The following is a 25,226-nucleotide window of genomic DNA, read 5'->3' as shown; positions in this document are numbered from 1 at the left end:
AAAATGCAAGAATTAAATTTTAATTTCAAAGGCGAGCGCACTTATATACAAGGCCCTGATGTTTATAATGCTTTATTAAAAACTTATCCAAATTTAAAGTTATTTGAGCTTAGCTTTCATCAACTAATGACGCAAAATATTTTATTAAGCCAAGGCGCGCCAAAAGATGAAAAAGATCTTTATTTTATCGCCAGATTTAAAAGCGCGCAAGAGCTAAATTTTAAAAACGAACTAAGGATTTTTGGGTTAAAAAATCCAAACTCAAAGCCAAGCAAAAGCATAATTTATGAAGAAGAAAAAATAATATCTAAAAGCTCGCTTGATTTAGCAAAACAAGAAATTACGCTTTCTTGCCCAAGTGGTTTTTCTTTTATGGAAGAAATTATTGCTTTAAATAAACATTTGCTTTTAAATGTATTAAGCGAGCAAAAGAGCAAATGGTATTTTGCTAAACTAAACTTAAATGATGAGTTTAAAGAAAAATACCCGCTTAAACTTCGCTTTAAATCGCATTTTAATTTCTTGCTTACAAAAAGCGAAATTTTTCATAGCTAATGACAGGGGGGGTGTTTTTTGGCAGAGCCAGAAAATAAAATAGCCCAATGTTTTTTGCTTTAAAAATGAAAGGATAAAAATGCTAGGCATAAGAGAAATTTCAAATTTTTTACCACAAGAAAAGCTGTATAATTATGATTTTAAAGATAAATTTAGCATAGATGAAATTTTCATTAAAGAAAAAATCGGCTTTGAGTATCTAACGCGCAAGCAAAAAGATGAAAAAGCAAGCAATTTGTGTATAAAGGCCTATGAAAAGCTTGTAGATGTGGATAAAAATGCTATTGATTGTATTGTTTTAATCACGCAAAATGGAGATTTTAAAATCCCGCACACCTCAGCCATCTTACAAGATAAACTAAACCTAACAAAAAATTGTGCTTGTTTTGATATAAATTTGGCGTGTAGTGGTTATATATACGGGCTTTGTGCGATTTTGGGCTTTATGCAAATAAATGGCTTTAAACAAGGCTTGCTTTTTACTTGCGATCCTTATAGCCAAATTATAAATGATGATGATAAAAACACGGCCTTGCTTTTTGGCGATGCTGCTAGTGTCAGCCTAATAAATACAGAGCCTATTTATGTGCCAAAAGCTTTTAAGTTTGGTACTGATGGAGCTGGCTTTGAAGCGATATTTTGCCAAAAAGATAGATTAAGTATGGACGGGCGCGCGGTTTTTAATTTTGCTATGCAAATAATTTCATCGCATATAGAGCAGTTTTTACAAGAAAACTCGCTTAGCAAAGAGCAAATAGATAAGTTTTTATTTCACCAAGGAAGCAAGTTTATTATCAATTCATTAGCCAAAAGATTAGAACTTGATGAAAGCAAAATGCCGTTTTTAGCTAAAAATTACGGCAACACCATCTCATCATCTATACCCTTAATGCTTCAATCCCAGCTTTTAGAGCAAAACGCAAAACGCATTTTGGCTTGTGGTTTTGGTGGTGGGCTTTCGTGGGGAAGCTGTATTTTAGAAAAAAATCAAAAGGAGCAAAAATGAAAAATATCAGCAATTTAGAGATTAAAGAGCTAATTAAACAATGTGGCATCTTAGCGCAAAACTTACAAGATGATGTAAATCTTAGCGATCAAGGCGTTGATTCTTTGGATAAGGCAAGTTTATTTTTAAATATCGAAGAAACTTACAATATCAAAATCAGCGCTGATGAATTTATGGAGCTTAATACCATAGATAAAATAGTAAAACACATCAATGAAAAGCTCTAAATTTTAAAATTGAAGCTAAAAGTGCTAGTAAATTTTAAAATTTTTTGCAAAAATTAAAATTTTAACAAGCATTTAACATTTATATTTCATAATTTTGCCATCACTTCAAAGGAGAAAAGATGAAAAAATTAACCATTGTTTTAGCAGCTAGCCTGCTAACTAGTGCGAGTTTTGGTGCTGATATGAGCAAGGCTGAGATTCAAAAATTAGCAAGCAAAACAGCCCAAGAGAGCATAAGCTTGAAAAAAGAGGCCAGCCAGTTAGAGGCAAAAATAGCTCAAATTTGTGCCAAAGAGCGCCAATTAAAAGCCGTAGTTAATAATTTAGACGAAGCTCAAAGGGCTGAGTTTTTAAGCGAATTAAAATATCAAAATCGCCAAGGCTTAGCAAAACTTAAACGAGATGATATTTACAATGATAGGGTTTGTGGGAATTTTGGCGGTTTTGTTGGCCCAAAAGCAAAGCCAGCTAAGCTTGATCATCAAAGACAAAAAAGAATGCCACAATGTCCTAATATGGATTGCCAAGCAATGAAATAAACCAAAAAGGCGCAAAACGCATAAACTGCGTTTTGCTTGCTAAATAAAATTTGCCAAAAAGAAAACTAAATGAATAAAATTTTACTTTTAGAAGATGAAAATATGCTTTGTGATATGATCGCTGAATATTTACAAGATAACAATTATAGCGTAGATGCTTGCGCTAGCTATAATGAAGCCATAGAATTAGCTAGTAAAAATTATGATTTATTTATTTTTGATGTGAAGGTGCTTGATGGCAATGGTTTTACATTATTAAGCGAGCTAAGAGAAGCTGGCATCGACACGCCTTGTATTTTTATCACTTCGCTAAATAGTATGGATGATGTTAAAATGGGATTTCGCGCAGGTTGCGATGATTATTTAAAAAAACCTTTTGAGCTTGGAGAGCTAGCTTTGAGAGTTCAAAATTTATTAAAAAGAAATTTTGATAGAAAAAGCGTGGTAAAAATTGACGAGCATTTTAGCTATGATGTGCTTTTAAAGCAATTATTTTGCGATGGCAAGCGCATTAACTTACATAATAAACAAAGTGAGCTTTTATCGCTTTTTGTTGCCAGGGCTAATTGTATTGTATCAAGAGCTGAGATTTACTCGCATTTATGGGGCATAGATGAGCCTAGCGAGATGGCCTTGCGTGTGTATATTAGAGAGCTTCGTAAAATTTTAGGCCAAGAGCGTATTATTTCGCATTCTAAGCAGGGTTATGAATTTAAAAAATGATAGATAAAAACCTAAAATATCCGCTTTTGGTTTTGCTTGTTTATGTATGCACTAGCGGTGCTTTTGTGTTGTTTTTTGGCACATTTTATTATCAAAGCAAAAAAAACGATATTTTAAATCATACTTCATTTATATTGCACGATGGCGCGCGCCAAATTGCTTATATTAGGCGCACAAATGGCGATATGGACGGCATTTTTGGATTTAGAAATTACGATATAAATATTTTTAATTTAGCTCAAAATTCCTACGAAGTTCAAGAATTTAATGATATACCAAACGAACTTACACAAGCCATTAAACACTTACAAAAAGATTTCAAGCAAAACTCTAAGAAAAAAACCAAGCCAAGCTATCCATTAGATGAAACCTTGCCGCCACCAAATATCGCGCCACCAGATGAAAAAGCATTGCCAGAGCATATTACCCCAGATGAAAAATCTCCCCAAAACACCAAGCCAAAAGAGCGCATTAACAATTTTATTATTAGCCAAAATTATGCTTATTACATCGCCCCAATCCACAAACGCTCGCTTGTTTTGATTTTACGCACAAATGAGCTACATAAGGCAAATGCTAGGTTATTTGCTAGCGTTTTGGTGATTTGCTTGCTAAGCTTTGGCGTGGTTTTGGTGCTTTCTTATTTTATTGTGCGTTTAGCTTATGCGCCTTTACTTGGCCACATTAAAGCCCTTAATACTTTCATCACTGATACCACGCATGAGATTAACACCCCACTAAGCGTGATTTTAATGAGTCTTGAAATGTATGAGAAAAATCCGCAAAAATATCTAGCTAACATCAAAAACGCAGCTTTTAGCCTCTCGCAACTTTTTAGCGATCTTTCTAGCACGCTTAAAACCCAGCCATTAAGCTTTGAGCATATTGATGTAAGCGCGCTTATTAAAGAAAGAGTGGGCTTTTTTGAGCTAAGTGCTAGCAAAAAGCAAATTAGCTTTAAATTAGATTTAGCGCCCCTTGAACTTACAAGCGATAAATTTCGCCTAAGCAAAATTATAGATAATTTATTATCAAATGCCATAAAATATAGTTTTTCTGGTGAGATCATAAGCGTGAGCTTAGAAAACAATAAACTAGCAATCGCGCAAAAAGGCGTGGTAATAAACAAGCAAAACTTAGAAAAAATTTATGATAAATTTACGCGTTTTGATAGGACAAATGGCGGTTTTGGCATAGGGCTTTCTTTGGTTAAGCGATTTTGCGATGAGTTAAATTACACCATCACAGCTAGCTCAAATGAAAAACAAACCACATTTTGCGTTAGCTTTATGTAAAATTTTAAATTAAAATTTGCTTTATTAGAAAGATTTTACAAGCTTAATCTGCCAGCAAATTTTAAAATTTGCTGGGTTTTGGCGATTTTATGGAGTTTTAAAACATTTAGCTTTAAATTTTAAATTAAAATTTGGGCTAAATGCCATAATATTTTTTATACCAAGCGATAAACTCGCTCACACCTTGTTTTATGCTCACTTGCGCTTTGTAGCCAAAATCACGCTCTAATGCGCTAGTATCGCACCAAGTAGCCTCTACATCGCCTGCTTGCATTGCTAGCATATTTTTTTTAATTTTAATGCCCAAAATATCTTCAATAGCCACTATAAACTCCATTAGCGCAACGCTTTGGCCTTTGCCTATATTATAAATCCTATACGGCGCGCTTGAAATTGCTGGGTTTGGGTTTTGGGCGTTAAAGTTTGTGCTTGGCGCGGCTGGCTTTTGTATGCATTTAATAATACCACCTACAATATCGCTTATATAAGTAAAATCGCGCTTCATATTGCCGTGATTATAAACATCGATGCTTTCATCATTAAGTGCTGCTTTAACAAACTTAAAAAGCGCCATATCAGGGCGTCCCCACGGACCATAAACGGTAAAAAATCTAAGCCCCGTACAAGGCAAATTAAAAAGATGAGCGTAGCTGTGAGCCATCATTTCATTTGCTTTTTTTGTGGCTGCATATAGGCTAATTGGATGTTGCGTGCTTGCGCTTTCGCTAAAAGGCAAGGCAGTATTTAGCCCATAAACCGAGCTAGAACTAGCAAAAACTAAATTTTTCACAGCCTCTTGGCGGCAACCCTCTAAAATATTTTCAAAACCTAAAATATTTGAGCTGATATAGCTTTGAGGATTTTCTAAGGAATAACGCACGCCAGCTTGAGCTGCAAGATTAACCACACAATCAAAATTTTGCTCTTTAAAAAATTTTAAAATCGCCTCGGTATCGCTTAAATCAAGCTTAATAAAACTTAAATTTTGATATTTAGCCGAACTTACAAGATTTGAGCTATTAGCATTTATATCATCTATGCCAAGCTGGGCTAGGCGCGCATATTTTAATTTTACATCGTAATATTCATTTATATTATCAAGGCCAATTATTTCATCACCGCCTTTGATTAGCTCGCGCGCTAATGAAAAACCTATAAATCCTGCAACGCCGGTAAGTAAAATTTTCATTTTTTACTCCAAATATTTAATAAAATGTGTCAAAACACCGCTAAAATCTAGCTTTTTAAACTCATCGTGCGCGACAGCTAAAATCACGCAATCATAATCTTTTAATCTTTGCTCGCAAATTTTTTCATTTTGGAAGTTTATATTATAAAATTTCTTTACCTCATCAGCATTAGCCAAAGGGTCATTTACGCTTAATTCACAACCAAAATCTCTAAGTTCATTATATAAATCAATTACGCGAGTATTTCTAATATCAGGGCAATTTTCTTTAAAGGTTAAACCTAAAATCAGCACCTTTGCGCCTTTAATTTTTAAATTATGCTTTATCATTTTTTTTATAACAACATTTGCGTGGTAAATGCCCATATTATCATTTATGCGCCTGCTTGCTAAGATTAGCTCGGCATGATGGCCTATTTCTGCTGCTTTGTGCGTTAAATAATAAGGATCAACGCCTATACAATGCCCGCCGACAAGCCCTGGGGTAAAATTTAAAAAATTCCATTTTGTCGAAGCCGCTTTTAGCACCTCTTGCGTATTTATCTCCATCTTATCAAAAATCATTAAAAGCTCATTTATAAAAGCAATATTTATATCTCTTTGTGTGTTTTCTATAACCTTAGCCGCTTCTGCTACTTTTATACTGCTTGCTTCATAAATGCCTGCTTTAATGATTTGGGCATAAACTTTACTTACTCGTTCTAGCGCACCCTTAGAGCTAGCAGATACGATTTTTTTGATTTTGCTTACTGTGTGTTCTTTATCGCCTGGATTTATGCGCTCAGGGCTATAACCTATCTCAAAATCTATGCCAAATTTTAAACCACAACTTTGTAAAAGTGGCGCACAAAATTCCTCGCTCACACCCGGATAAACAGTGCTTTCAAATACCACTATATCGCTTTTTTTAAGCACTTTGGCCACGCTAAGGCTAGCACTTTGTAAGCAACTTAAATCAGGGCGTTTATTTTTATCAATAGGCGTAGGCACGCTTATAATAAAAAAAGTGCATTCTTTTAAATCATAAATATCATCTGTAAATTTTATGCCCTGTTTTAGGGCGTTTTGCATTTGTTTAGGGCTAAGTTCTAAGGTTTTATCAAAGCCATTTTTTAATTCATCTATGCGAGATTGATTTAAATCATAGCCAATTACTTCAAAATGCTCGCTAAATGCCGCTGCTAAGGGCATACCAACATAACCTAAGCCAATAATTGCAATTTTTTCTTTAAGCATAAAAATCCTTTTTTGCTTTATTCATCATCTAGGTTTATTTCAGGCAAATTCTCATTATCATTTGTGCTGTTTTTTGGCTGTGTTTTGGTGCTTTTTAGTCCGCTAGCACCTTTGTTTAGGCCATTTTGATTCATAAAATCATCTATATTTTCTATATTAAAATTTTCATCATTTTCTTCGCATTTATCTTGCTTATCTTCATAGCTTAGCGAGCCATTGATTCTAGCTAGTTCGCGATCGATATATTCGCAAAATACATTAGTGTAGCCAAATTCTGTATGTTCGTTTTGTAGGTGTTGTTTCATTATCGCAAGGTTATTTGCATAATCATCTAAATTGATTTTTGCGCGTAAAAGTTCGTATTTTAAAAAAAGCCAGTAAGTGTTTAATGTATCGCTGCGGCAGTATTCGTGGATTTTATCAAGTTCGTTATTATAAAATAATTCAAAAACCTGATCTCCGTGTATGTCGTATTTGCCAGGTAAGTTTAAGCTAGCACAAAGCAAATCTAGTTTTAACCCACCAACTGCTTTAAAATCGCTAATATGATCAAGTAAATCAAGGTGAAAAACCCCATCATAACGCGAGCGGTAATTTGTCCATTTATCTTTATTTAAACTTCTATCATTTGTGTCAAAATACGCATTTACCGAGATATTATAGCTCATCGCCCTTATCATCAACATAGGCAAATCAAACCCGCGCCCATTATAGCTAACAAGTCTAGGATTATATTTATCAATAAAACTTAAAAATTGCGTGATCATCTCGCGCTCATTTGCGCCATCAATGCTTTTAACGCGCAAAAACTTGCCATATTGATCAGCCATCACGGCTGAAATGCTAACTACTTGATGAAAACACACAGGTAAAAAAGCATTGCCAGTTTTTGCCTCTTGCTCGCTAAATGCTTGTAAGCTAACGCTATAATCATCACCACTATATCCAAAAACCTGTCTTAAAAGCGCAGCATTTGGGATAGTTTCACAATCAAAAACGCAAATATAGCTCATAATTTACCAACTTTTTAGAAAAAATTGCTTAGAATAATAGCCAAAATTTTAGGATTTTAGGTGAATATAGCTATAATCAAACTTTCATCACTTGGGGACATAATCCACGCAAGCGCAAGTCTTGCTTTAATTAAAAAATATATAAAAGATGCTCGTATTGCGTGGTTTGCGGATTTAAAATTTGGCAAAATTTTAAATCATTGTGCCTTGCTTGATGAATTAGTTTTATTGCCCTTAAAAGAAAAAAGCTACAAAAAAAGCTTTGAAATTTTAAAACAATACCAAAATAAATTCGACCTAATCATAGACTTACAAGGCTTAATAAAATCAAGCATAATTGCTAGAATTTTAGGCAAAAATATTTATGGCTTTTCATACAAAAGCGCAAAAGAAGGTATTTGTAGCATTTTATATGCGCATAAATTTAAAAGCGATTATAATGAAAATGTGATTTTAAGAAATGCTAATTTATGCGCTTTTGGACTTAAATTCACTTATCAAATAAATGAAATAATAAACAAAAACGCGATTTTTACTAAAAATTTATTTAGTTATGAAAACTTACAAAAAGATAAAATTTTAATAAATAACGAAAACTTAACTAATAAAAACTACATTCTAATCTCTCCATTTGCAAGCGAGCAAAGCAAGTGCTACGCGCATTTTGATGAAGTTATTAAAATTTTAAAATCTAGTCTTAAAAATTATGAAATTTTAATAATCCAAAACGGCGATAACGAACTAATAAAAGCCAAAAAAATCGCGCAAATTTCAAGCGCAAAGGTGCTTAAAATTTTAGATTTTTCTAAGCTAATAACGCTCATAAATAACGCTAGCATTTTAATAGGCAATGATAGCGGCATAAGCCATCTTGCCTGGGCGCAAAATACCGCTACAATCACGCTTTTTGGTAATCGCCCAAGCCAGCGCAATGCTCTTTTAACAACTAAAAATTTAGTGATTGATTCAGGCAAAAAAATTGACGCTAAAAAAATAAATAAAAATGATTTTTGTATAAATGAAATAAAGCCAGAAATCATTGCCAACACGGCATTTGATTTAATTAAAATTTTAAAGAATGACAATGCTTGATTTTTTATATTTATCGCTTTATTATTTTTTAAAATTTCTAATTTTTATAATCCCAAAACCTGCTTTAAATGCGCTTTTAAACGCCCTAAGTGCGCTTTTTTATAAATTTGATAAAAAGCATACAAAAATTATGCTAGCAAATTTAAAAATGTGTGGTTATGATGAACAAGAGGCCAAAAAAATCATAAAATCTTGCTATAAAAATTTCGCTTATTTTGGACTTAGTTTTTTAAAAAATCAAGGTGCTAGCAAAGAGCAAATTTTAAATCAAGTGCGTTTTGAAAACGCCCAAATGGTAAAAGATGCGCTAAATAGTGGTAAGGCATTGATTTTTCAAACAGCACATTATGGTAATTGGGAATTGATGAGCATAGCGTGCGCGGCGTATTTTGGGGTTAGTATATCAGTAGTAGGCAGAAATCTTGATAACGCGAAGATGAATAAAATTTTAAGCAAAAATCGCACCCGTTTTAATATAGAACTAATCCCTAAAAGCGGAGCAGCGCGTGGCGTGCTAAATGCCCTAAAAAACGGGCGCGTAGTCGGTATGCTTGTAGATCAAAACACAGCAGCAAAAGACGGCATAGAATGTAAATTTTTTGGCAAGAAAATCTTACACACGCCAGCAGCTAGTATTTTTGCCCAAAAGCTAAATGCGCTGATTGTGCCGACTTTTGTCCATCAAGATGGCGATATTTCAGTAATTAGCTTTTATGAACCAATTAGCCTAGATGCCTTAGGCAAAGATAGCATTCAAATCGCCACGCAATTACAAAGCGATGCCACCGAGCGCGTGATAAGAAAAAAACCAGATGAATATTTTTGGATGCATAAAAAATTCAAGCATTTCTACGAGTCAATCTATGAATAACCCAAATCAAAAAAACGCCCTAAGCGTGCTTATTCTTACTTTTAATAGCCAAAAATATTTAGATGAAGTGCTTAAAAGCGCTAGTTTTGCTGATGAAATTTTAATCCTTGATAGCGGCAGTAGCGATGATACAAGGCATATTGTAAATAAATATCAAAATGCTAAGTTTATAAGCCATGAATGGCTTGGCTTTGGAAAAATGAAAAATTACGGGGTAAATGCTTGTAAAAATGCTTGGGTTTTTGTCCTTGATAGCGATGAAATCATCACACAAAATCTACAACGCGAAATAAGCAACGAGCTAAAAAATCCTGCTTTTAATGCTTATAAAGTAGCAAGGCTAAATTATTTTTTTGGTGCGCCCTTGCGGCATTTGGGGCTTTATCCTGATTATACAATAAGACTTTTTAATAAAAATTACGCAAATTTTAGCACAGAAGCTGTGCATGAAAAAGTCCTAGCTGATTGTAAAATCGGCGCGCTAAAAGAGCATTTTTTACATTATGCTTATGAAAATATCGAGCAATTCATCGCCAAGCAAAACCGCTATTCATCGCTAAATCCTAAAAAATCGCGCCTTAAAGCATTATTTAGCCCATTTTGGACTTTTTTTAAACTTTATGTGATTAAGGCTGGCTTTTTAGACGGCTGGCGCGGATTTATCGTGGCTAAACTTTACGCACAATACACCTTTTGGAAATACATAAAATGAAAGAAATTCGTAAAATTTTAATAATGAAATTTCGCAATATCGGCGATGTTTTACTCAGCACGCCTTTAATTAGCCAGCTAGCACGCATTTATCCAAAAGCAAAAATTCATTTTGCCTTAAATGACGGCACGCAGGCTGTTTTAGAGCAAAATCCTTATATTGAAAAATTACATATTTACCAAAGAGAACGCATTAAAAAAGGCGGATTTTTGGCAAGATTAAAGGCTGAGTTTGCTTATTTTAAAAGCTTGAAAAATGAAAATTTTGATTTGATAATTCAAAGCACTAGCGGCGAGCGTGGCATTATTTTAAGTGCGCTTTGTCGCCCGCGCGCGCTAATTGCTTATAAAAGCAAAAACGCTTTTTTAAATCGTTTTATCACGCATTTTTTGCCAGCTCAGGGCTTTAGACATAGTGTGATTTGTAATCTTGACGCAATTAAAATTTTAAATTACGAACCAACAAGCGCAAAAGTTAGCATATATTTTGATGATTTTTCTAATTTTTTTAGCGCTAAAAATGCCCTGCCAGCAAATTTTATTCATATGCACGCAATGAGCAGATGGCTTTTTAAATGCGCAAGCGATGAAATAAACGCGCAAATTATTGATTTTTGCGAATTAGAACTTGGCATAAAAGTAGTGCTAACTTGTGCTAATGATGAAAAAGAAATTCAAAAATCAAAGCAAATTTTAAATCTGGCAAAGGCCAAACCACTTAATTTTTTAGGCACTCTAAACCTAAAACAAGTCGCATTTTTAAGCTCTAAATCAAGGCTTTTTATAGGCGCAGATACGGCGATTATGCATATAGCAGCTGCTGTGGATACGCCAGTGATTGCTTTATTTGGGCCTAGTGGGGCTATGCACTGGGGGCCTTGGGATAATTCATTTTTGCACTCAGCCTACACGCAAAAAAACGGCTTACAAAATATGGGCAAACATAGCGTAATTCAGCATTCGTGGGATTGTGTGCCGTGCGGAAAAGATGGCTGTGATGGTAGCAAAATCAGTCGTTGCTTAAATGAACTTGATATAAAAATTATTAAAAATATAATAGTAGAAAAAATAGCAAAATTTTAAAATTTTAAAATGCTTAAAAGCACGATAATAAAATTAAAATTTTAAATGTAAAATTATAAAAAATGAGATCTGATTTCATAATTGACAAAAGCTTAATAAAATGTTAAACTTCTAAACTTTTTTGCCTTGGCAAAATTGTTAAAAATCAAAAAAAGGAGAGCTTATGCTATCAGCTGAGGTGGTTAATTTGCTAAACGAGCAAGTTAAAAAGGAAATGTTTGCTTCGAATTTATATTTAAATATGAGTTCGTGGTGCTATAAAAATCATTTTGATGGAGCGGGCGAGTTTTTATTTGCTCATGCAGAAGAAGAGCGAGATCACGCAACAAAACTTATAAAATACTTAAACGATACAGATTCAAAAGCCGTAATCGATACGATCGCCAAGCCTGAGAGCGAGTTTGATAGCTTGCTTGATGTGTTTGAAAAAATCTACACGCACGAGCTAAGCATAACAGAATCCATAACCAATCTTGTAGATTTTACTCTAAGCAAAAAAGATTTTTCTACTTTTAACTTTTTACAATGGTATGTGAGCGAACAACACGAAGAAGAAGCGCTATTTAGGGGCATTTTAGATAAAATCAAACTAATAGGCGAAGCTAGCCACGGCCCATATTTAGCAGATGAATACATCAAAAGTCTTGTAAAATAAAAATTGTGATCCCCTTTAACCAAGCGTTAGTTTAAACCCTAACGCTTGGTTTATTAAAATTTCAAAGCTAAATTAATACTTTTTAAATAAAATTTTAATCCATAATTTTAAACAATAAAATTTCGCCTATATTATTAAAATTTAGTTAAAATCACGCCAAAAAGGCAAGATTATGGATAAAAAAGAGCTGATAATTAAAGAGTTTGCACCATTTGAGCTAAGCGATGCGGACATGCAAAATGCCATCAATCAAGCTAAAATTTTAAACTTTAATAAGGGCGAAATTTTATATAAAGATAAAAGTGCTTGTTATGGATTTTTGCTTGTTCTTAGCGGAGCTTTGCGTGCTTTTGTGCTTTTTGCAAATAATAAAGAAATTACGATTTTTGAACTAGAAAAAGGCGATGAATGCGTGCTTTGCGCTAAATGCATAGCCCAAAATGATGAATTAGAAATCAATTTAGAAGCTATGGATGAGGTTAAAATTTTAGTTGTCGCGCCTGAAATTTTTATGCCACTTCGCCTAAAATATCCAAAATTAGCAAATTTTGTGCTTGATTTATTGGCAAAAAGATTTAATAAAAGCATTCAAATTATGAGCCAGGCGTTATTTTCTACGCTTAATGAACGCATAAAAAGCTATTTATTAAGCAAGGCAAATAATAATATTGTAGAAAAAACGCATGAACAAATCGCAAATGAAATAGGCAGTGCGCGCGAGGCGGTAAGCAGGATTTTAAAAGAATTAGAAAGTAGCGGACTTTTGCGTTTAGGTCGCGGTAAAATCATACTTAGCGATGATTTTAAATTTTAAAAATTTTAAAATTTTGCTGATGAAAAAACAATCAATAAAGCCGGTTCAAGCAAAAGCGTAACTTGGTAATCTCATACCTAACTTCTTGCCCTAAATATTTTAGGGCCTTTTTAATCAATATAAGGACAAAAAATGAAAAAATTATTTTAGGCTCGCTATTAGCGGCTAGTTTGCTATTTGGAGCAGGTGAAAAACAAGTAGAAATCACCCAAACAGATGTAGAGATGTAAAACAAAACATCAGACGCTAGTATGCAAAACATTACACCTAAATCACTTGAGGATTTTTTTGATGAGTTTAAAGACGAGTTTGGCATAGAATATAATATACTAAATGAAAAAGGTATGGTATTTTATAAAGGTGAAGCAGAAGTGCTAGTAAAAGAAAAAGACGCAGATTTTGCCAAAGCACTACAAAATGCTTATAACAAGGCTATGTTAAATCTGAAAGGCGAATTTATTAAAGATACTTTTGGCAATATAGCTACTAAAAGTATAAATTCTTTAATGAGCGATAATTCAACTAACGCAAAAGAATTTGAACCACTTGAAAAGGGTGGAATTTTCGCTCAAATAGCAAGAAAAGTATCACAATTAATTTGTATTGTTTTTAGGCTTTGCTAATGCAGAGGTAGTTACAAAAACAGTAACTAAAACAAGTTCTGGCGAAGGACACGGACTAACAAGAGAAGAGGCTATAAAAAAATTAGGCGTTTATGCAACTAGTAGCAATAAAGGGACAGATATATTAGACACTTATAGTAGTGAAATAAGAAAAGCTACAAAAGGTAGAGCAGATAGCTATGAAATAGATGAAGCATACCAAGATACTGATGGCAAATGGGTAGCTAGAGTTACAATAAAAAATTCAAAAACTACCAAATCCTATAAAGCTCCGGGGCTAAAAGCTAGTTCTAGGCGCTCAATTAGCGTTTTTGATAGCTCAATGCAAGAGTATAGGCCAATGGGCGAAAGGCTTAAAAAGCACATAATCACTGATTTGTTAGATAGTAGAAAATTTAATGTGCTAGATAGAGATAATGGCGGGTATTACGCTATGGAAAAGGCCATAATTCAATCTGGCAACGCTGCAAATGATGAAATTTACAAACTTAAAAATGTGTTAGGGAGTGATTATTTTTTGATCTTTAACATAGCAGCAGCCCAAGCTAAGAGCAAAATTAGCAATTTAACCGGCAAAACTAGCACCAAGGTTGAATTAGCCGTGGATTATCAAGTTATTTTATTTGCCACAGCTCAGGTGAAATTTTCTAATACCCTAACAATGTCAGTAAGCATAAAAGATGATATCAAATCAAGCGAAAACGCGATAGCAAAAATAGCAGCTAAAATTAGCCAAGATATTTTAAACGCAATATATCCGCTAAAAATTGCTAGTATGAATGCAAGCGAGGCTGTATTTACACAAAAACTAAGCGTGGGCGATACTTATGAATGCTTTGCCCAAGGCAAGGCATTAAAAGATAGCTACACCAAAGAAAGCACTGGCGATTCTAAGATAGAAAGCAAAGTAGGCAAGGTTGAAATAACCCGCGCTGATCCAAAACTATCTTATGCTAAGGTTATTGATGGAGCTGTAAAAGAAGGTAATATTTGTCGTCCATTAGGTGGCGGAAATGGCCCTGGATACGACATAGGCCGCGATGCAAATTATCAAACGGGCGAAAATGGCGGCGTAAGCTTAGGATTTTAAACGCATTTTATTTAAAGCGTTATTTTAAAGCCTTGCTTTACAGAGCAGGGCTTTTTATTTTATTGCATTATTTTAAAATTTTCATAAAAAACTTAGCAATTTTTAGATACAATCGGCGATTTTGAAGGATTATTTATGTTTGAAAATATCGATTTAAGCAAAATGGGCGAAATGCTAAATAGCGTAAAACAAAAAGTAGAAGAGTTTGAGGTCGAAGCTGCAAAACAAAGCTACACCACAAAAGCCGGTGGCGGACTAATTAGCGTTACGATCGATGGCAACGCACAAATCCAAGATATAAGCATCGATGATGAATTATTAAGCGATAAACAAAGCCTACAAATTTTACTAATTTCAGCCGTAAATGAAGCCTATGAATTAGTAAAAGAAGAAAAGAAAAAACAAGCAGCGCAGGCTTTTGGTTTTGCTGGTTTGTAAATTTTAAAAAAGTGAAATTTTAGGGATTATCTGGCTTAAAAATATCTTAAAGTAATTATTTTACAAAATATTTAGTCAAATTTTAAGAATTTTAAATTTTAAATTTATTAAAATTAACATTTTAAAAACGCAAGTTTAAAAATTTTTATTTAAAGGGCAAAGATGAAAAAATTTATTTTGGCATTGGTACTTTTAAATACTGCTGTTTTTAGTGGCGGTTATGAAGAGGCTTGGGAGGCTAGAAAAAATGGTGATTATAAAAAAGCTATGGAATTATATCAAAAAGCCTGCGATGATAACGATGCTAAAAGTTGTAATAAACTAGGACTTTTATACAAAACAGGCAAAAACACAAAACCAAACAACAAAAAAGCCGATGAATTATATAATAAAGCTAATGAATTATTCAAAAAAGATTGCGATAATGGAGATGCCTTTGCTTGCTTTTTTCTTGGCGGAGCGTATAAAAATGGCCAAGAAGGCTTAGAGCAAAACAAAACCATGGCCAAAGATTATTATGGCAGAGCTTGCGATTTAGACCATCAGTTAAGTTGCGAGTATTATCAAGATTTGAATTAACTCACTAAATCCAAAATAATTATTTCGCTATTAAAATTTTAATTTTATTCTTAATTTAAAGGCTAAATTTGCCTTTTTGAAAATAAAATCTTTAAAAATAGCGAAATTTTAATAATAAAATTTTAAATTTGCCGATTTTGTGTGAGAGTTTAAAATTACTTTTAGGATTTTATAAAAGGGGATATTATGAAGTTTAAAATTTTATCACTTTTTCTAGCGTTTAATAGCTTGGCATTTGGCGCGCCACGCCCGAGTGTTGAGGATTTACAATTATGCTATGATAAAAATAAAATTTCTCAGTTTGATTACCACGGCCACACAGCTATCGCACTTACTGGCAATCTAGCCGCTGTCTTACAAGAAGATAACAAAAGCTTAGAAAAAATTGATTATATCAAGCACGATCCGTATTTAGGGCTGTATCTTATAAAAATGCCTACTACTTTAATAGCGCCTTTTATGATGGATGAAAAAGATATGAAAACTGATATGTGGGTAAATGTTTTAGAAGATAACGCCACGCAAACCGGGCATATTAAAAGCTTGGCTGGTAATTTGGGCGAGTTTGATGAGCTTAGTTATAGTGCTGATAAAAAGGGGCTTTTGTTGTGCGATTGTTGTTTGATGGTAGGCATAGCAAAAGGCGGTGAAAAATTTATTGGCAATAGATATTTACGCCATTTTATAAAATACAACGATGTGTATTATGGCGATATAGGCGCGGTTTTTGATGGAGTTAATGGTGATTTGGCAGTAAAAAGCGTTTATCCTTTTGGTTTAGTAAGTGGCAAAATGCAAGCTGGGGATAAAATTTTAAGCGTAAATGAAATAGTGCCAAAAGATCTTAGAGAATTAAATGAAATGGTGCTTTTTGCGCCAAAAGGTAGCGTTTTGCGTTTTGAAATTTTACGCGCGGATAAAAAGCAGTTAATAAATATTGAATTACCAAAAGCCCAAGATTATGAAAAAAGCGAACATGAGGCTGTAAAAATCGCCATAGAAAAAGCACTAAATAATAAAATACAAAGCGATAAAAACACCACAAAAACAATCACCAAAAAGCAAAGCCCTAAACCTAAAATTTTGAATGAATATGATATTTTACAAAAAGATTATGGATTTAGGCTAGATAAAGCGATGTTTATTACAGCGATTACGCCAAATTCTCCAGCTCATCTTGCTGGATTTGAAGTGGGCGATTTAATAATGCAAGTTGAAAAAAAATCAGTAAAATCAGCAAAAGAGCTACAAAACAAACTAAACAATTACCGCGTAAATCATATTTTAGTAGAGCGTGATAATTTTCAGTTTTTCATAAGGCTGAAAAAATGAGTTTAGATGTAAATGCTGTTTTTAGCGAGTATCTAAACACGCATTTACCGCGCATAAATAGCTTTCATCCGCATTTTAATGAAGCTCTTGCTTGGATTTTAAATGCTGGTGGCAAGCATTTTCGCGCTCAATTAATTTTAGGCACAATGCTAGCTTTTAGCAAAAAAAACAAAATAAATAAATCTGCCTTAAAATGTGCTTTGGGCGTGGAGTTTTTTCATACTTATTCGCTAATCCATGATGATTTACCAGCTATGGATAATGCCGCATTTAGGCGTGGCGTGCAAACCTTACATTTAAAATACGACCAAACCACAGCTATTTTGGTAGGCGATGGACTAAACACACAAGCATTTTATGAACTAAGCAAAATAAAAAAAGCTAAACTTTCTTATAAGCTTATTAAAATTTTAGCTTATAATGGCGGATTAAACGGCATGGTGATAGGCCAAGCTATTGATTGCTACTTTGAAAATAAAAAATTAGATTTAGTTAAATTAAAATTTCTACACTTACACAAAACCGCGTGCTTGATAGCTGGCTGTATGCAAATGGGCGCTGTGCTAGCAAAACAAAATAAAAAAACCCAAAAAAGCGTTTATAATCTTGGATTAAAATTAGGTCTTGCCTTTCAAATACACGATGATATAATAGACGCAAGTGCAAGCCAAAGCATTGCAAAAAAACCTGTAAAAAACGATAAAGACAAAAACTCATTTACAAATTTACTAGGCTTACAAGGCGCAAAAAACGCAAGAGATGAGCTAAAAGAGCAAATTTTAAATGAAGCAAGCACGCAAATAAAGCCCCTGCTTAATGATTTAATGCAAAAATATTTAAAGGATAGCGATGTTTGAAAAACAAGCAAATACTATAAGATTTTTATGCGCGGATATGGTTGAAAACGCACATTCAGGCCATCCAGGCGCGCCTATGGGCTTGGCTGAGGTGATGGTAGGATTAATGCAAACCTTAAAGCATAATCCAAAAGACCCAAGCTGGCTAAACCGCGATAAATTGGTGTTTTCTGGCGGGCATGCTAGCTCGCTAGCTTATGCGTTTTTATATCTTAGCGGATATGATGTGAGTATGGATGATTTAAAAAATTTTAGAAAACTTGGCTCTAAAACGCCAGGCCATCCAGAACTTAGCACGCCTGGCATTGAAATAGCCACAGGCCCATTAGGTCAAGGCGTAGCAAATGCCGTTGGCTTAGCCATGGCTGCTAAAAGCGCACAAAATTTATTAGGCGATGAAATCATCAATCATAAAATTTATTGTTTATGTGGTGATGGGGATTTACAAGAAGGCATTAGTTATGAAGCTTGCGCGCTTGCTGGCAAGCATAGCCTGGATAATTTAGTGCTAATTTATGATAGCAATGATATAACAATAGAAGGCAATACGTGTATTGCTTGGAGCGAGGATATTAAGGCTCGCTTTGAAGCAGCTGGCTGGGAGGTAGCGCGCATAAATGGGCATGATATTGATGAGATAGAGTTTGCCTTAAAAAATGCCGAGCATAAAGAACGCCCATATTTGATCATTGCGCGCACTACAATCGCAAAAGGTGCTTTGGAGCTTGAAGGTAGCCATAAAGCGCACGGCGCGCCACTTGGAGCGGATTTATTAGCAAGGGCAAAAGAAGCAGCCAAACTAGATAAAACAAGCTCTTTTGTGGTAGAAGATGATGTATTATTTGCCTTTCGCACGGCCTTAGAGCTTGGCGATTTAGCCCAGGCTAAATGGCAAGAAAGCCTAAATAATTTAAACGATGAAAAAAAATCACTTTTAAATGCTTTATTAAAACCTGATTTTACTAAAATTTCTTGGCCTGATTTTAAAGGCGTAAAAATGGCTACCCGCGATAGCAATCACAAGCTTTTAAATGCCATTAGCGCGGCATTGCCTGGCTTTTTGGGCGGTAGCGCGGATTTAGCGCCAAGCAACAAAACAGAGCTAAGTTTGGCAGGGGATTATCCGCATGGCAAAAATTTACATTTTGGCATTAGAGAACACGCTATGGGCGCTATTTGTAATGCTTATGCAAGATATGGATTATTTTTGCCTTTTTGTGCTACTTTTTTTGTATTTAGCGATTATTTAAAGCCAGCGCTTAGAATGGCAGCAATTATGAGCTTAAAAAATTATTTTATTTTCACCCATGATAGCATAGGTGTGGGCGAAGATGGCCCAACTCACCAGCCTATCGAGCATCTTAGCGCACTTCGTGCCTTGCCAAATTTTTATACTTTCCGCCCAGCAAGCGCTTATGAAAACACGCTTTGCTGGCAAGAAGCATTAAAATTAAATGCGCCTTGTGCTTTTGTGCTTTCGCGTCAAAATTTAGAAGCATTAAATGAAAGTGTTTTTGGTGAAATTTCAAAAGGCGTTTATTTATTAAAAGAGAGTAAAAACGCGCAAATCACGCTAGTTGCAAGCGGTAGCGAGGTGGCAGTTTGCATTAAAGCAGCCCAAATTTTAGAGCAAAACGGCATTAGCGTAAATGTGGCTAGCGCGCCGTGTTTTGAGCTAATAGCAAATGCGCCAAAACAATACTTAGAGCGTGTTTTTGCTGGCAAGGTGCTAGCCATCGAAGCAGCTAGCGCGCTAGAATGGTATAAATACGCTGATTGCGTGCTTGGTATGGATAGCTTTGGCGAAAGCGGCGATGCAAATGAATTGTTTAGGCATTTTGGTTTTAGTGCTGAAAATATCGCTAATAAAGCAAGTGATTTGATTAAATAAACAATCTCTAATTATATTTTAGCCCTTTGAATATAAAGGGCTAATTTTACATTCATAAAATTTTAATATATTTTTTATAAAGATAGAGCTTATAAATTATACAAGCACAAAAATAATTTAAGAAATTTAAACTCAAAAATACGCTTAATTAAAACTTAAAAGCTAGAAAGCAACGCTAATTATTTAAAATTTTAAATTAAATAAATTATTTATATCTATAAGTTATTCGCCCTTTATCTAAGCTATATGGAGTAAGCTCTACTTTTACCTTATCGCCTGGCATAATCTTAATATAATGCATACGCATTTTGCCTGCGATATGACAAAGTATTATATGCTTATTATCAAGCTCTACTTTAAAGGTCGCATTTGGTAGTGCTTCTATTACATTGCCGTCTATTTCTATAACATCGTCTTTTGCCATTTTTGCCTCTATTTACTAAGTATATGCGCTCTGCCATCAATCATAGCTAAGCAATGCTCATAATGTGCGGTGTTTAATCCATCTTTGCAACGAGTTGTCCATTTATCAGCAGCGATAACTGGCGTGCCGTCTTTTTGGCATATCATCGGCTCTATGCAAAATACCATGCCATTGCGAATTTTTGGGCCTGATTTTGGATTTTGACCTTCTAAATAATTTGGAATTTCCGGCTCTTCGTGAGCATTACGCCCTATGCCATGCCCACAAAAACCTAAAAGCGGAGTAAAGCCACGAGCTTTTATAAAATTTTCAAGGTGAGCGCATAGCTCTTTAAAATGCATACCAGCGCGCACAAATTCAATCGCATCATACAAAGCATCTTTGCTACAAGCTATCAAAGCCTTATCTTGCTCGCTGATCTTACCAACACCAAAAGTGCGTGCGCTATCACCAAAATAGCCATTAAGCTTGGCGCCTAAATCTACGCTTACAATATCGCCCTCTTTTAATTTATAATCACTTGGAATTCCGTGAATTATCACATCATTTACGCTGATGCAAGTTGCGTTTGGAAAGCCATAAAGTCCTTTAAATGCGGGCGTTGCACCATTTTCTAAAATCACTTCTTCGCAAGCTTTATCGATTTCAAGCAAGCTAAGCCCCGGCGCTATTAAAGCCTGCGCCTTATCAAGCGCAAGAGAAACTATATGATTGCTCTTGCGCAAGGCTTCTATATCCTTTGGCGTTTTTATGCTAATTGCCATCTATAAGCCTACCGCACTTAAAGTTTGATATTTGTTCATATAAATTTGTGCCTCAATGCGCCTCATGGTATCAAGAGCTACTGAAACTACAATCAACACGCTAGTGCCGCCAAAATAAAACGGCACGCCTAAAATTTTAACCAGCACCCAAGGCAAGGTTGAGATTAAGCCCAAATATATAGCTCCGGTAAAAGTCAAGCGACTAGCTAATTCATTTAAATATCCAGCCGTGCTTTCGCCAGGACGCACACCAGGGATAAATCCGCCTTGACGCTTTAAATTTTCGCTAATATCTTTGGCATTAAATACAATCGAAGCATAAAAATACGCAAAAAATATAATGAAAAGAAAGGTTAGCACATTAAACATATATGAGTTTGGATTTAAAAAATCATTTATCATTTGTATGTATTCATTAGTGCTAGCTTGTAAAATCGTGCTAGGAAACATCAAAATCGCGCTGGCAAAAATCGGCGGTATAACACCGCTTAGATTTAATTTTATAGGGATGTAATTCATTATGCGCTTGTTTTGATTTTCCATAACGGTTTTTCGTGAGTATGATACAGGCACACGGCGCTCGCCAAGCTCTACATAAATTACCACGCCAACGGTGGCTATTATTATAAGGGCGATGAATAAAACCACTAAGAAATTCATCTCGCCTGTATTTACCAAATCTATCGTGCCACTAATAGCTGCTGGGATCCCGCTAACAATACCAGCAAAAATTATCAAACTTATACCATTGCCGATGCCTCTTTGGGTTATTTGCTCGCCTATCCACATAAGTAGCATCGTGCCTGTTAGCATAGAAGCACAAGAAATCGCTATAAATAAATTTATATCTATCATTATAGCTGCTGCGCCGTTTTTGCCAGTAAGGGATTGCAAACCTATACTAACACCTATGGCTTGAACTATGGTAATTGCTATGGTTGCATAGCGTATGATTTGCATATATTTTTGCATACCATCGCGCTCTTTTTTTAGCTTAGCAAGGTTAGGAAAGGTCGCTGCTAAAAGCTCCATAATAATCGAAGCCGTAATATAAGGCATAATGCCAAGCGAAATAATGCTAAGTCGCTCAGCAGCATTACCGCTAAACATATTAAAAAGCCCAAGGGCATTATCGGCATTGCTTGTGAAAAATTCTTTAATAACCTCAGTATTTACGCCTGGTACTGGCACATAAGCCAAAATCCTATAAATAAACAAAAATCCTAATGTAATTAGAATTTTGTTTGTTAGAGATTTATTCATATTTAGCTCTTTTTAACGCCACTTGTTATTACATTAGCATCTTTGATTTTAGAAGCTAGGCTTTTTGCGCTTGCGCCAATTAGTTTTACTTTTTTAACGCTTGAACTTAGTTTATGCACGCTTTTAATGCTTTCAATGCTAATTTCATTAAGTTCTTTAAGTGCGGTGATTTTTTCTACATTTATTACATAAGGTTTTTCAAATTTGCTTGTAAAGCCTACCTTTGGCAAACGGCGTTGAAGTGGTTGTTGTCCGCCTTCAAAACCGCGTTTTTGGTGTGAGCCTGTGCGAGCTGTTTGACCCTTGCCACCACGAGTGGCTGTTTTTCCCATACCTGAACCGCAACCTCTGCCTACACGCTTAGTTTTATGTGTAGAGCCATTTGCTTTTTGTAAATTTTCTAATCCCATTTTTAGCCTTTCAACATACTTAAAGCTTTGATTGTGGCTCTTACCACATTAGCTGAGTTATTTGAACCTAGTGATTTAGTTAGTATATCACGGATGCCAACTAGTTCTATTACAGGGCGAGCGCCACCACCTGCGATTACGCCTGTACCTTCGCTAGCTGGTTTTAATAAAATTTTAGAAGCATTATATTTTACTTCTACATCATGTGGGATTGTGCTACCTTTTAATTTAATCTCCACAATATTTTTAAATGCGTCATCTACCGCTTTTTTCATAGCATCTGGCACTTCTTTTGCCTTACCAAAACCAAAACCTACAAGACCTTTTTTATTGCCAACTACTACAAGCGCTGTAAATCTAAAACGGCGACCGCCTTTTACAACCTTTGTAACGCGCCCAATATCAACTATTACCTCTTCAAACTCTTCTCTATTGTAATTTTGCATTGCTTATCCTTATAATTTTATGCCGTTTTGGCGTAAAGCGTCCGCAAAACTTGCGATTACGCCGTGGTATAAATAGCCGTTTCTATCAAAAACAGCCTCTTCAATATTAGCTTTTTTCATTTTTTGGGCTAAATCAGCTGCTAATTTAACAGCATCGGCCTTATTTGCTTTTAAGCCTAGTTTGTGTCCATCGCTAGCGCATATTGTGCTTGCTATGGTGTCGTTTATTACCTGAGCATAAATTGTGCGGTTTGATTTAAAAATAGATACTCTTGGGCGTGCTTGTGTGCCTGTAATTTTTGAACGAACGCGTTTTTTGCGTTTAATGCGAAGTGCGATTTTTCTTTTTAATACATTTGCTACCATAGCTTACCCTTATTTTTTAGATGTTTTGCCGGCTTTGCGGACTATGTGTTCTTCTAGATACTTAACGCCTTTGCCTTTATACGGCTCAGGTGGGCGGAATTCTCTAATATGCGCTGCAACTTGTCCTATTAATTGCTTATCATCGCCTTTTAGCGTTAGCTGATTTTTTTCTATGCTTGCTTCTATGCCAGCTGGAAGTTCGTAGTTGATTGGATGTGAAAAGCCTAAATTTAGCTCTACGATTTTGCCTTTAACAGCTGCTTTATAGCCTACGCCGTTAATTTCTAATACGCGCGTAAAACCTTCGTTTATGCCGATTATTACATTGTTTGCTAATGCTCTGTATGTGCCCCAGTAAGCCCTACTTTGCCTATCATCGCCTTTGGCACTAAATACGATGTTGCCATTTTCAATGCTTACATTTACATTACCTTTTGTATCTAGCTCTTTTTGTTTATTGCCCTTTTTAAAGGTCAAAACAGAACCATTTACACTAACATCTACGCCATTTGGTATGGCTATAGGTTTTTTGCCTATTCTTGACATTTTTGTCCTTTTTACTTGTCTAAGACGCTTCTACGCTTTTACGAATGTATCGCCAAATGCGGTAAAAAGCGGCAAATTTTAAATCTCGTGCCAAGCACTCAAAAACCGCGGATTACAAAAGGGGCAATTTTACTTTATTAAAATTTAATTATGCTTAAATTAAGAAATGTTTTTTATAAATTTTAAGTTTTGAAATTTTAAAATTTTATAGAAAATTTTAATAAATTTTTTAATAAATTTTAAATTAAGTGAGATTGGGCGGGCAAGTAGCCCGCAAATTTTAAAATTTAGACAAAATTTTACATTTAAACAAATTTTAAAATTTAAAATTATTTTACATCTATATCTTTGCCATCAATGATTGCTGGCACGCCTCTAATCGCGCCTGTGGCAAATATACTATCTATTAACATTTTTTCTTTTTCGATTTCATCGGTGCTTATATTGCTAGCTGGAACAGAATCATCAGCATAGTATTTTTCTAAAATCGCGATGATTTCGCTATCTTTTTTAGCCTTTCTTGCTTCTTTTTGAATGCTTATTGATTTAGCTACTGCTTCTTCGCCGTGGCTTGGGATTGGAGCAAAGATTAAGCGCAAATTTGCTTCTTTTAATCTTTCGTGTATGTTTTTCATTTCTTGCTTACAATAAGGGCAAAGTGGATCGGTAAAAATTACCTTCACAGGTTTTTTCTTATCCTTACCTAGGCTTACAATTTTATTTTTTGGATAAGTTTTTAGTAGTTTTGCTAGGTTTTCATAGCCTGCTGACATTAAAATTTTCTCTTGCTCGGCTCTAAATTCGCTAGCATAAGAGCGTTTTGCAGCAGTATCTATGATATCAGGAAATAAATATTTGCCATCGCTAAACATTATTTGTCTGTATTCTTGATCATCTTTTTTTAGTAAGATTACAATCTTTTCAAATGCGGTATTTTCTAGCTTTTCGCGTTTTTCTACGCTGATATTTACACCTTGTGCAATAGGCGGGAATGATGCGATTATTTCATCATCGCTTATAGCAGCAAATGCCGCGCTGCAAGCAATACTAGCAAAAAGTGAGCCTACGATTAGTTTTTTCATTGTTGTATCCTTTTAAAATAAAGTGGCGCGGATTTTATCTTATAATTGTAAATAAATAATCACTAAAAGCAAGTAATAATGGAATAAAATTTGCTTAATAAACAGC

General features: G+C 34.7%; 31 protein-coding genes. 20 read left to right on the top strand and 11 right to left on the bottom strand.

The window, feature by feature from the left end; all coding sequences use genetic code 11:
• Positions 1–3 precede the first annotated feature (3 nt).
• From CINF_RS00705 to CINF_RS00680, 6 genes are all read left to right on the top strand, one after another.
• Positions 4–555 (top strand): hypothetical protein, encoded by a 552-nt coding sequence (locus CINF_RS00705; RefSeq protein WP_179975371.1) that lies wholly within the window; start codon positions 4–6, stop codon positions 553–555.
• 79 nt (positions 556–634) lie between these two features.
• Entirely contained in the window at positions 635–1,561 is a 927-nt protein-coding gene (locus CINF_RS00700; RefSeq protein WP_179975370.1) for a ketoacyl-ACP synthase III, read from the top strand.
• The gene (locus tag CINF_RS00695) at positions 1,558–1,788 is read left to right on the top strand and encodes an acyl carrier protein (RefSeq protein ID WP_178695772.1); all 231 of its coding nucleotides are present in this window, start codon (positions 1,558–1,560) and stop codon (positions 1,786–1,788) included. Before CINF_RS00700 ends, CINF_RS00695 begins: the two co-directional genes overlap by 4 nt.
• 119 nt (positions 1,789–1,907) lie before the next feature.
• Positions 1,908–2,327 (top strand): hypothetical protein, encoded by a 420-nt coding sequence (locus CINF_RS00690; RefSeq protein WP_179975369.1) that lies wholly within the window; start codon positions 1,908–1,910, stop codon positions 2,325–2,327.
• 69 nt (positions 2,328–2,396) lie between these two features.
• Positions 2,397–3,050, top strand: a complete 654-nt coding sequence (locus tag CINF_RS00685) for a response regulator transcription factor (protein ID WP_179975368.1) — start codon at positions 2,397–2,399, stop codon at positions 3,048–3,050.
• Positions 3,047–4,345, top strand: coding sequence for a sensor histidine kinase (locus CINF_RS00680; RefSeq protein WP_178695778.1), 1,299 nt, complete (start codon positions 3,047–3,049; stop codon positions 4,343–4,345). Before CINF_RS00685 ends, CINF_RS00680 begins: the two co-directional genes overlap by 4 nt.
• A gap of 136 nt (positions 4,346–4,481) precedes the next feature.
• Here CINF_RS00680 and CINF_RS00675 read toward each other — a convergent pair whose 3' ends face one another.
• The 3 genes from CINF_RS00675 to CINF_RS00665 are packed head-to-tail and all read right to left on the bottom strand — an operon-like array spanning position 4,482 to position 7,783.
• Positions 4,482–5,534 carry an NAD-dependent epimerase gene (locus CINF_RS00675; protein WP_179975367.1) on the bottom strand — a complete coding sequence of 351 codons (1,053 nt, stop codon included), beginning with the start codon at positions 5,532–5,534 and terminating at the stop codon, positions 4,482–4,484.
• Positions 5,535–5,537: 3 nt separating this feature from the next.
• Positions 5,538–6,770 carry a nucleotide sugar dehydrogenase gene (locus tag CINF_RS00670; RefSeq protein ID WP_179975366.1) on the bottom strand — a complete coding sequence of 411 codons (1,233 nt, stop codon included), beginning with the start codon at positions 6,768–6,770 and terminating at the stop codon, positions 5,538–5,540.
• 17 nt (positions 6,771–6,787) lie between these two features.
• Positions 6,788–7,783, bottom strand: coding sequence for a 3'-5' exonuclease (locus CINF_RS00665; protein ID WP_179975365.1), 996 nt, complete (start codon positions 7,781–7,783; stop codon positions 6,788–6,790).
• A 60-nt stretch (positions 7,784–7,843) separates the two neighbouring features.
• Here CINF_RS00665 and waaC point away from each other — a divergent pair, with 60 nt between their 5' ends.
• The 14 genes from waaC to tkt all read left to right on the top strand — a co-directional run bounded on the left by waaC (position 7,844) and on the right by tkt (position 19,819).
• On the top strand, positions 7,844–8,875 hold the full coding sequence (waaC, locus tag CINF_RS00660) for a lipopolysaccharide heptosyltransferase I (RefSeq protein ID WP_179975364.1): 1,032 nt from the start codon (positions 7,844–7,846) through the stop codon (positions 8,873–8,875).
• The gene (locus CINF_RS00655) at positions 8,868–9,746 is read left to right on the top strand and encodes a lipid A biosynthesis lauroyl acyltransferase (protein WP_178695787.1); all 879 of its coding nucleotides are present in this window, start codon (positions 8,868–8,870) and stop codon (positions 9,744–9,746) included. Before waaC ends, CINF_RS00655 begins: the two co-directional genes overlap by 8 nt.
• The gene (locus CINF_RS00650; RefSeq protein ID WP_179975363.1) at positions 9,739–10,458 is read left to right on the top strand and encodes a glycosyltransferase family 2 protein; all 720 of its coding nucleotides are present in this window, start codon (positions 9,739–9,741) and stop codon (positions 10,456–10,458) included. The genes CINF_RS00655 and CINF_RS00650 overlap by 8 nt, the downstream gene beginning before the upstream one ends.
• Positions 10,455–11,540: a glycosyltransferase family 9 protein gene (locus CINF_RS00645; RefSeq protein WP_179975362.1), complete on the top strand. Its 1,086-nt coding sequence runs from the start codon at positions 10,455–10,457 to the stop codon at positions 11,538–11,540. Before CINF_RS00650 ends, CINF_RS00645 begins: the two co-directional genes overlap by 4 nt.
• A gap of 163 nt (positions 11,541–11,703) precedes the next feature.
• Complete coding sequence (locus tag CINF_RS00640) at positions 11,704–12,195, top strand: ferritin (RefSeq protein ID WP_179975361.1); 492 nt, start codon at positions 11,704–11,706, stop codon at positions 12,193–12,195.
• A gap of 172 nt (positions 12,196–12,367) precedes the next feature.
• Positions 12,368–13,009: a Crp/Fnr family transcriptional regulator gene (locus tag CINF_RS00635; RefSeq protein WP_179975360.1), complete on the top strand. Its 642-nt coding sequence runs from the start codon at positions 12,368–12,370 to the stop codon at positions 13,007–13,009.
• 62 nt (positions 13,010–13,071) lie between these two features.
• A complete protein-coding gene (locus tag CINF_RS00630) occupies positions 13,072–13,239 on the top strand; it encodes a hypothetical protein (RefSeq protein ID WP_179975359.1) in 168 nt (55 codons plus the stop codon).
• 21 nt (positions 13,240–13,260) lie between these two features.
• Positions 13,261–13,632, top strand: a complete 372-nt coding sequence (locus CINF_RS00625) for a hypothetical protein (protein ID WP_179975358.1) — start codon at positions 13,261–13,263, stop codon at positions 13,630–13,632.
• The gene (locus CINF_RS00620; protein WP_179975357.1) at positions 13,613–14,722 is read left to right on the top strand and encodes a hypothetical protein; all 1,110 of its coding nucleotides are present in this window, start codon (positions 13,613–13,615) and stop codon (positions 14,720–14,722) included. Before CINF_RS00625 ends, CINF_RS00620 begins: the two co-directional genes overlap by 20 nt.
• Positions 14,723–14,857: 135 nt before the next feature.
• Positions 14,858–15,160: a YbaB/EbfC family nucleoid-associated protein gene (locus CINF_RS00615; RefSeq protein ID WP_179975356.1), complete on the top strand. Its 303-nt coding sequence runs from the start codon at positions 14,858–14,860 to the stop codon at positions 15,158–15,160.
• Between the two features lie 162 nt (positions 15,161–15,322).
• Positions 15,323–15,739 (top strand): tetratricopeptide repeat protein, encoded by a 417-nt coding sequence (locus tag CINF_RS00610; RefSeq protein WP_179975355.1) that lies wholly within the window; start codon positions 15,323–15,325, stop codon positions 15,737–15,739.
• Between the two features lie 186 nt (positions 15,740–15,925).
• On the top strand, positions 15,926–17,071 hold the full coding sequence (locus tag CINF_RS00605; protein ID WP_179975354.1) for a DUF7488 domain-containing protein: 1,146 nt from the start codon (positions 15,926–15,928) through the stop codon (positions 17,069–17,071).
• Positions 17,068–17,928, top strand: a complete 861-nt coding sequence (locus CINF_RS00600; RefSeq protein ID WP_179975353.1) for a polyprenyl synthetase family protein — start codon at positions 17,068–17,070, stop codon at positions 17,926–17,928. The genes CINF_RS00605 and CINF_RS00600 overlap by 4 nt, the downstream gene beginning before the upstream one ends.
• Positions 17,921–19,819 (top strand): transketolase, encoded by a 1,899-nt coding sequence (gene tkt, locus CINF_RS00595; protein WP_179975352.1) that lies wholly within the window; start codon positions 17,921–17,923, stop codon positions 19,817–19,819. Before CINF_RS00600 ends, tkt begins: the two co-directional genes overlap by 8 nt.
• 205 nt (positions 19,820–20,024) lie before the next feature.
• On the opposite strand, the gene infA is transcribed toward tkt, so the two are convergent.
• The 8 genes from infA to CINF_RS00555 form a co-directional block, all read right to left on the bottom strand.
• Positions 20,025–20,243, bottom strand: coding sequence for a translation initiation factor IF-1 (gene infA / locus CINF_RS00590; RefSeq protein WP_178695761.1), 219 nt, complete (start codon positions 20,241–20,243; stop codon positions 20,025–20,027).
• A gap of 8 nt (positions 20,244–20,251) precedes the next feature.
• Positions 20,252–21,007 carry a type I methionyl aminopeptidase gene (map, locus tag CINF_RS00585; RefSeq protein ID WP_178695759.1) on the bottom strand — a complete coding sequence of 252 codons (756 nt, stop codon included), beginning with the start codon at positions 21,005–21,007 and terminating at the stop codon, positions 20,252–20,254.
• Positions 21,008–22,270, bottom strand: a complete 1,263-nt coding sequence (secY, locus tag CINF_RS00580) for a preprotein translocase subunit SecY (protein WP_178695757.1) — start codon at positions 22,268–22,270, stop codon at positions 21,008–21,010.
• Positions 22,271–22,272: 2 nt separating this feature from the next.
• On the bottom strand, positions 22,273–22,680 hold the full coding sequence (rplO, locus tag CINF_RS00575) for a 50S ribosomal protein L15 (protein ID WP_178695755.1): 408 nt from the start codon (positions 22,678–22,680) through the stop codon (positions 22,273–22,275).
• Between the two features lie 2 nt (positions 22,681–22,682).
• Entirely contained in the window at positions 22,683–23,126 is a 444-nt protein-coding gene (gene rpsE, locus CINF_RS00570; RefSeq protein ID WP_178695753.1) for a 30S ribosomal protein S5, read from the bottom strand.
• A gap of 9 nt (positions 23,127–23,135) precedes the next feature.
• Positions 23,136–23,492, bottom strand: coding sequence for a 50S ribosomal protein L18 (rplR, locus tag CINF_RS00565; RefSeq protein ID WP_178695751.1), 357 nt, complete (start codon positions 23,490–23,492; stop codon positions 23,136–23,138).
• 9 nt (positions 23,493–23,501) lie between these two features.
• Positions 23,502–24,038: a 50S ribosomal protein L6 gene (gene rplF / locus CINF_RS00560; RefSeq protein WP_178695749.1), complete on the bottom strand. Its 537-nt coding sequence runs from the start codon at positions 24,036–24,038 to the stop codon at positions 23,502–23,504.
• A gap of 329 nt (positions 24,039–24,367) precedes the next feature.
• The gene (locus CINF_RS00555; RefSeq protein ID WP_179975351.1) at positions 24,368–25,120 is read right to left on the bottom strand and encodes a thioredoxin domain-containing protein; all 753 of its coding nucleotides are present in this window, start codon (positions 25,118–25,120) and stop codon (positions 24,368–24,370) included.
• Between the last annotated feature and the right edge of the window lie 106 nt (positions 25,121–25,226).

The sequence above is a fragment of the Candidatus Campylobacter infans genome (assembly GCF_013416015.1).
Classification (GTDB): Bacteria; Campylobacterota; Campylobacteria; order Campylobacterales; family Campylobacteraceae; genus Campylobacter; species Campylobacter infans.
The sequence above is the reverse complement of the archived record's forward strand: the minus strand, read 5'-3'. Positions and strand labels throughout refer to the sequence as shown.